The following is a 7,191-nucleotide window of genomic DNA, read 5'->3' on the forward strand; positions in this document are numbered from 1 at the left end:
ATCAGGCCCTCGTGTCGGCCAGGATCGCGGTCAAGGTGCGCTCGACCAGCGGCAGCTTGAAGGCGTTGTGTTCGGTAGGTTGTGCGCCGTCGAGCAGCACGGAGGCGATCGCACGCACGCCCTGGCGCGACTGTGCTTCGGCCGCTTCGCTGCGCCACGGCTTGTGGGCGACACCGCCGACACCGACACGCACGCTGCCATCGCGTTGCACGACTGCCGCAACCGACACCAGGGCGAATGCGTAGGAGGCACGATCGCGCACCTTGCGGTAGACATGCGTGCCGCCCAGCGGCTTGGGCAGGCGCACCGCGGTGATCAGCTCGCCGCGTTCCAGCACGGTTTCCAGATGCGGCGTCTTGCCAGGCGCACGGTAGAACTCGGACAACGGCACCGCACGCGTCTGTCCATCCGGACGCACCGTTTCGACCACCGCATCCAGCACGCGCATGGCAATGGCCATGTCGCTGGGATGGGTGGCGATGCACTGCTCGCTCACGCCGATCACCGCCAACTGCCGGTTGAAGCCACCGATCGCCGCGCAGCCGCTACCCGGCAGGCGCTTGTTGCACGGCTGGTTGGTGTCGTAGAAATACGGGCACCGCGTCCGCTGCAACAGATTGCCTGCGGTGGTGGCGCGGTTGCGCAACTGCCCCGACGCACCTGCCAGCAATGCGCGCGACAGCACCGCGTAATCGCGACGCACGCGCGCATCGGCTGCCAGGTCGGTATTGCGCACCAGGGCACCGATACGCAGGCCGCCGTCCGGCGTTGCCTCGATGGTATCCAGGCTCAGCCCGTTGACATCGATCAGATGCGAGGGCGTCTCGATCTGCAGTTTCATCAGATCGAGCAGGTTTGTGCCGCCGGCGATGAACTTGGCGCCGGGCTGGCGCGCCGCCTTGGCCGCAGCGTCGGCGGGCGAGGTCGCGCGCTCGTAGCTAAACGCCTTCATGCGCGCTCTCCTGCGACAGCGTTGATCGCATCGACGATGTTGGAATACGCGCCGCAACGGCAGATGTTTCCGCTCATCCGCTCCTGCAATTCCGGCGTGGTGAGCCTGGTCTTGGCGGTCAGATCGTCGGTGACATGGCTGGGAATGCCGCGCTTGACTTCGTCCAGCACCGCCACTGCCGAACAGATCTGCCCGGGCGTGCAATAGCCGCACTGGTATCCATCGTGCTTGACGAAGGCCGCCTGCATCGGATGCAGCTTGTCCGGCGTGCCCAGGCCCTCGATGGTGGTGATCTTGCCGCCCTGGTGCATCACCGCCAGCGACAGGCAGGAGTTCATCCGCTGACCGTCGACGATCACCGTACAGGCACCGCATTGGCCATGGTCGCAGCCTTTCTTGGTGCCGGTCAGATGCAGATGTTCGCGCAGGGCATCCAGCAAGGTGGTGCGGTTGTCCAGGGTCAGCGTCACCGGCTTGCCGTTGACTTCGAACGCGACCTGGCTCGATGCGTTGGCAGGCTCGACTGCCTGACGCTGCGACATCGCATTGGCTGCAGTGGCGGCCATCGACTGGGTTGCGGCAACGCTGGCTGCCGACGCCGTGCCAGCGATCAGTACCTCGCGACGGGTCATCTTGATATCTCTCATGGCTGGCATCTCCAACAATGCTGGCTTATACAGTTCTTAAACAATGTGCAGCGCGACCGGTCACAATCGCGTGAGCATGCGGCGAGTATGTGCGGGCGCGAATCAGCGGTATGGCCTGATTCTAGAGGCGCTGCAGGCGGGCATTGACGGCATGGACTGCATGCGCCTATGAAACGCGCTCATCATTGTTGGAATGGGTTGCGTGCTCGCTGCACAACGCCCGTGCGTGCTGGCAACCGATGTCTTGCAGCGCGCCGCAGCGTCTTGATGTGCTTCGAGATCCCTGCGTGAGCCGACGGCAACGATGGCATCTCCGTCGGTGCGCCTGCGTCTGTCTCCACGCTGCGCCGTGCTCGTCCAGCGCATCCGGATGCACTGCATCGCGAATATCCGGACCGAACGGCCAACGTGGCGCAGCTCCCAAGGCGTGGCGGGCAGTCCTCAGCTGGCCATGAATCGTGTGGGCGTTGCGAGGTGTGCGAGTGAGATCTGCCGATTCCACGCAGCGGCCGCGCCGGCCTGACGGCAAGCGCGGCACTTTCAGCCAGCTCTAGAATTCCAGCACGATCTTGCCCAGATGGCCGCCTGCCTGCTGCAGCGCGAAGGCGTCGGCAATATCGTCGAGCGCGAAGGCGCGATCCATCACCGGCCGCAGCGGCAACGCATCCAGTGCACGCACCAGCTGCTGTTGATGCGTGCGGCTGCCGACCACCAGCCCGTGCAGGCGCTGCTGCCGGCCCATCATTTCCGCGGTCGGCACCGGACCCGCTGCGCCGGTCAACACGCCGATCAAGGCGATATGTCCGCCCACCCGCGCAGCGCGGATCGATTGCGCCAACGTGCCCGGCCCACCGACCTCGACCACGTGATCCACGCCACGGCCGTTGGTGATCTCCAGCACCTGCGCCGACCACTCGGCATGCTGTCGATAATTGATGACATGGTCTGCGCCCAGCGCGCGCGCCTTGGCCAGTTTTTCGTCGGACGACGATGTCGCGGTGACGGTGGCACCCATTGCCTTTGCGAACTGCAATGCGAAGATCGACACACCGCCGGTGCCGAGCACCAGCACGCTGTCGCCGGCCTTGAGTCCGCCGTTGACCACCAGGGCGCGCCATGCGGTGACGCCGGCCGTGGTCAAGGTCGCCGCTTCGGCATGGCTGTAGCCGGCCGGGGCATGCGTAAACGCGTGCGCGGCCGCCACGGCAACAGAGCGTGCATAGCCATCGACGCCATCGCCGGGCGTGGTGGCAAAGCCGGCATGCAGCGGCTCGCCATCCAGCCACTCGGGGAAGAAGGTGGACACCACACGATCGCCGACGGCGAACTCATCCACCTCAGGTCCGACGGCTTCCACCACGCCGGCACCATCGGACATGGGGATGCGGCCGTCAGCGGTCGGCATCTGCCCCGACACCACGCCAAGGTCATGGAAATTCAGCGAGCTTGCATGCAGCCGCACCCTGATCTGACCGCGTGCCGGCTGCCCGGGGTCGGGCAAGGCAACAGCATGTAATGCCTGCAGGCCTGCAGGCTGGGCTAGACGAATCGCGCGCATGGGGCGCTCCTTGCTGTGATCGATCTTCGGGATAGCACGCCGGGCGTTATCCGCATGCAGCTGGCTTTCGGCTCTGCTGCTGGCTGCGTGTTTCCTCGCCGGGGCGAGCGCGGTGTCACAGCAGGCTGGACAGCAGCGCAGTCGCACGCCGGGTGGGCAGCCGCGCCATGCATGAGGCATCAATCACAGATCGGCATTGCGCCACATGATGCAAACGATTCCACGCGGCGCCCACAGCTAAGCTGGCACAGCGGTTGCAACACCCTGATGTCCAGACAGGTAACTCACGTGACATCACCCGGCAAGCGGCGACGGCAACGAGCACAACGCATCGCGCTGCACTTCGTGCTGAGCATTTCGTGCCTGCTGCTGCTTGGTTCGGAATACTGGTCGATCCACGACGAGCGCGCGAGCGCGCTACGCACGGCCGAAGCGCAGTCGTTGAATCTCGCCAATTCGCTGGCGCAGCATGCCAGCGACACCCTGACCATCGCCGATGCCGTGCTGTCGGGGTTGGTGTCGCGGGTGGAGCACGACCAGGGCTCGGCCAACGCGCGACTGGTCATGCATGATTTTCTGGTGCATGAAGCGCGTCGCTCGGACCGGCTGCATGGCATCTTCATCTATGCGGCCGATGGCAGCTGGGTGAGTTCGTCGCTGGACAGCACGCCCAGGACCCACAACAACGCCGATCGCGCCTATTTCAAATATCACCGCGACCATCGCGACGCCTTGTCGCTGGTCGGGCCGCCGGTGCAGAGCCGCTCCGATGGCAGTTGGGTGCTCACCTTGAGCCGGCGCCTCAACACCCCCCGCGGCGAATTTGCCGGCGTGGTCCTGGTCACGCTGCAACTGAAGTATTTCCAGAACTACTACAGCACCTTCGAGGTCGGCCCGAACGGCACCATCGGCATGACCAATGACGACGGCATCGTGCTGGTGCGTCGGCCCGACAAACCGGGCGTGATCGGCACCTCGATCGCAGGCACCTCGATCTACGTCGCCATGCGCGCGCGCAGGCACGGCACGGCCACCTATCGTTCGCCGATCGACGGCGTGGAGCGCATTTCCAGCTTCGCGCCAGCGCAAGCCTATCCATTGACCGTATTGACCGGCGTCGCGGTCGATGACGCATTGGCCAACTGGCGGCAGTCCGCGCGCCAGCGGATCGTGATCGCCACCCTGGGATGCGCGTTGCTGTTGGGCGTCGGTATCTGGCTGGATCTGCAGCTACGCCGCATGCATCGCGACGAAGACAAACTCAGCTCCGAAGCCTGGATAGATGCACTCACCGGCATTGCCAACCGCCGTGCGTTCGACCACCGGCTCTCGCGTGCCCTGCAGCAGGCGGTGCATCGACAGGCGCCGCTGTCGGTGCTGATGATCGATGTCGATCATTTCAAGCTGTACAACGACACTTACGGCCACGTCAACGGCGATGCCTGCCTGCGCCTGATCGCGGGCGCGATTGCCGGCTGCTCGCGGCGCAGCGAAGACATTGCCGCGCGCTACGGCGGCGAAGAGTTCGGCATGATCCTGCCGCAGACGGATGCCGCCGGCGCACTGCGGCTGGCCGACGCGATCCGCAGCGCCGTCGCCGGGCTCGGCCTGATCCACCTGTCCAGCCCGACCAGCGCGCACGTCACCGTCAGCGTCGGCGCAGCGACGTTCGAACCGGGCGAAACGCCACGCACCCCGGATGCCTTCGTGCACGACGCCGACTCGGCGTTGTATCGCGCCAAGCAGAACGGCCGCGACCGGACGTCGGCGTAGCAACTCACAGTAGAACACTGCGCCCGACACCAGACCGGCGCGCCCCGTTCCCGGAAGCGGCGTGCGTCAGGCAGGCAGGCAGGCACAGCATGCGTGCGCGGCGTTCTCGCCCACCCGAGGATTGCTCGCGAGGTGTCGTCAGCCACGCTTGGGTCGAGAGGGGTGAGCGGCGGCGCCGTACCAGCCAGGTCAACCTGCGCGTCACGGCCCTTCGGGACAGCCCGGCCTGCGTCGATGCGAGCCGCGGCCGGCAAGCAAAAGGCCCGCGCGGTGCGGGCCTTCTGAATGACAAGCAGGCTGGCGGCCGATCAGAACGGAATATCGTCGTCGGCGAAGTCGTCCATCGGCGGAGCCGACTGCTGCGGGGCCGGCTGCTGCCGACGCGGCGCATAGTCCTGACCACCGCCACCGTATCCGCCCCCACCCTGCCCGCCACCGCCGCCTTGCTGGCGCGGTGCCTGCGAGCGCTGCGGGCGATCGCCGCCCATGCCGCCGCCACCGCCGCCGCCTTCACCACGGCCGCCGAGCATCTGCATCTCGTTGGCGACGATGTCGGTGCTGTATTTTTCCACACCGTCCTGGCCGGTGTACTTGTCGTAGCGCAGCTCGCCTTCGACATAGACCTGCGAACCCTTGCGCAGGTATTCGCCAGCGATTTCGCCCAACTTGCCGAAAAACACCACGCGATGCCACTCGGTGCGTTCCTGGTTATTGCCTTCGCGGTCCTTGCGCATGCTGGTGGTGGCCAGGCTCACGCGCGTGATCGCCATGCCGGCCTGGGTGTACTTGGTGTCGGGGTCGTTGCCGAGGTTGCCGACGAGGATGACTTTATTGATGCCGCGGGCCATAGGTGCTTCCGAGATGATGCGCTGGCGCCGGGGGCGCGCAACGGGGAATGTCTGTGCGGCAATGTTACCGCACCTGCCCCTCGACGGCTCCGGCAGGTTGCCGCGTGGAGATGCCGGGCAAGCGCCCTGCCGGGGGTCGGAAATCCAGCCCACGTGGGCGTTTGCGGCTTTCAGCCGGCCGCGTGGGGCAGTGAATGTGAAGACAGCGGCTGTGCCCGGCGGGACGGATCCGGCCCGGGCACCTATAATCGACGCACATCACGAACGCCTGCGCATGACCATCGCCGAAGACCTCCCCACCGTCCTGGGCCTGCCCCAGATCCAGTCCCTCGCCGCGCCCGACATGGCCGCGGTCGACGCGCTGATCCGCCGCCGCCTGGCCTCGGACGTCGTGCTGATCAACCAGATCGCCGATCACATCATCTCCGCCGGTGGCAAACGCCTGCGCCCGATGCTGGTGATGCTGGCCGGCCACGCGGCTGGCGGCTCCGGCCCGGAGCACCATCAACTGGCGGCGATCATCGAGTTCATCCACACCTCCACGCTGCTGCACGACGACGTGGTGGACGAATCGGACCTGCGCCGCGGGCGCAGCACCGCCAATGCGCTGTGGGGCAATGCGCCCAGCGTGCTGGTCGGGGATTTCCTGTATTCGCGCAGCTTCCAGTTGATGGTGGAGCTGGATCGCATGGAAGTCATGCAGATCCTGGCCGACACCACCAACCGCATCGCCGAAGGCGAGGTGCTGCAGCTGCTGCACGTGCACAACCCCGACACCGACGAAGCGGCGTACCTGCGCGTGATCGAGCGCAAGACCGCGGTGCTGTTCGCCGCCGGCACCCGTCTGGGTGCGTTGGCCTCGGGCGCTGATGCGCAGGTGCAGCAGCGCCTGTACGACTACGGCATGCAGTTGGGCTTCGCCTTCCAGATTGCCGACGACGTGCTCGACTACGCCGCCGATGCCGCGGACCTGGGCAAGAACCTGGGCGACGATCTGGCCGAAGGCAAGGCCACGCTGCCGCTGATCCACGCGATGGCGCATTCGGATGCGACCACCCGCGAGCGCCTGCGGCAGATTGTCGAACAAGGCGATGCGGCGGCGATGCCGGAAGTGCTGGCCGCCATCCATGCCACCGGCGGGCTGGACTACAGCCGTCAACGCGCTGGCGAATATGCCGCCGCCGCCGAACAGGCGCTGGAGAGCCTGCCGCACAGCCCCGCCGTGGCAGCGCTACGCGGTCTGGCGCGTTACGCGGTCGAACGCACGCATTGATCCGGCGCGCTTTGCGCGCCGGATGGGATTGGGGATTGGCAAAGGCGGCTAGGGCCTGTTAACACATCCGAAGCCCATCAACGACCAGGACGAAGTTGAGGAATCCAAGGAACATGACGTCCAACTTCTCGAAGCGCGTG

Annotated in this window: 6 protein-coding genes; 2 read left to right on the top strand and 4 right to left on the bottom strand. The window is 66.2% G+C overall.

The annotated features are described in order from the left end of the window. Position 1 precedes the first annotated feature (1 nt). The 3 genes from XarbCFBP7408_RS13425 to XarbCFBP7408_RS13435 form a co-directional block, all read right to left on the bottom strand. The gene (locus XarbCFBP7408_RS13425; protein ID WP_104563369.1) at positions 2-952 is read right to left on the bottom strand and encodes an FAD binding domain-containing protein; all 951 of its coding nucleotides are present in this window, start codon (positions 950-952) and stop codon (positions 2-4) included. Beyond that, complete coding sequence (gene paoA / locus XarbCFBP7408_RS13430) at positions 949-1,599, bottom strand: aldehyde dehydrogenase iron-sulfur subunit PaoA (RefSeq protein ID WP_181107012.1); 651 nt, start codon at positions 1,597-1,599, stop codon at positions 949-951. The genes XarbCFBP7408_RS13425 and paoA overlap by 4 nt, the downstream gene beginning before the upstream one ends. Positions 1,600-2,149: 550 nt before the next feature. After that, positions 2,150-3,157, bottom strand: coding sequence for a zinc-dependent alcohol dehydrogenase family protein (locus XarbCFBP7408_RS13435; RefSeq protein ID WP_104563371.1), 1,008 nt, complete (start codon positions 3,155-3,157; stop codon positions 2,150-2,152). A gap of 267 nt (positions 3,158-3,424) precedes the next feature. Between XarbCFBP7408_RS13435 and XarbCFBP7408_RS13440 the strand changes: the two genes are divergently transcribed. After that, a complete protein-coding gene (locus tag XarbCFBP7408_RS13440; protein WP_181107010.1) occupies positions 3,425-4,930 on the top strand; it encodes a sensor domain-containing diguanylate cyclase in 1,506 nt (501 codons plus the stop codon). A gap of 308 nt (positions 4,931-5,238) precedes the next feature. Here XarbCFBP7408_RS13440 and XarbCFBP7408_RS13445 read toward each other — a convergent pair whose 3' ends face one another. Further along, positions 5,239-5,778 carry a single-stranded DNA-binding protein gene (locus XarbCFBP7408_RS13445; protein WP_104563373.1) on the bottom strand — a complete coding sequence of 180 codons (540 nt, stop codon included), beginning with the start codon at positions 5,776-5,778 and terminating at the stop codon, positions 5,239-5,241. Positions 5,779-6,052: 274 nt separating this feature from the next. Between XarbCFBP7408_RS13445 and XarbCFBP7408_RS13450 the strand changes: the two genes are divergently transcribed. Further along, positions 6,053-7,051: a polyprenyl synthetase family protein gene (locus tag XarbCFBP7408_RS13450; protein WP_104563374.1), complete on the top strand. Its 999-nt coding sequence runs from the start codon at positions 6,053-6,055 to the stop codon at positions 7,049-7,051. Positions 7,052-7,191: the final 140 nt, after the last annotated feature.

Origin of the sequence: Xanthomonas arboricola pv. guizotiae (assembly GCF_002940205.1) — a bacterium.
In the GTDB taxonomy this organism is placed as follows: Bacteria; Pseudomonadota; Gammaproteobacteria; order Xanthomonadales; family Xanthomonadaceae; genus Xanthomonas; species Xanthomonas arboricola_C.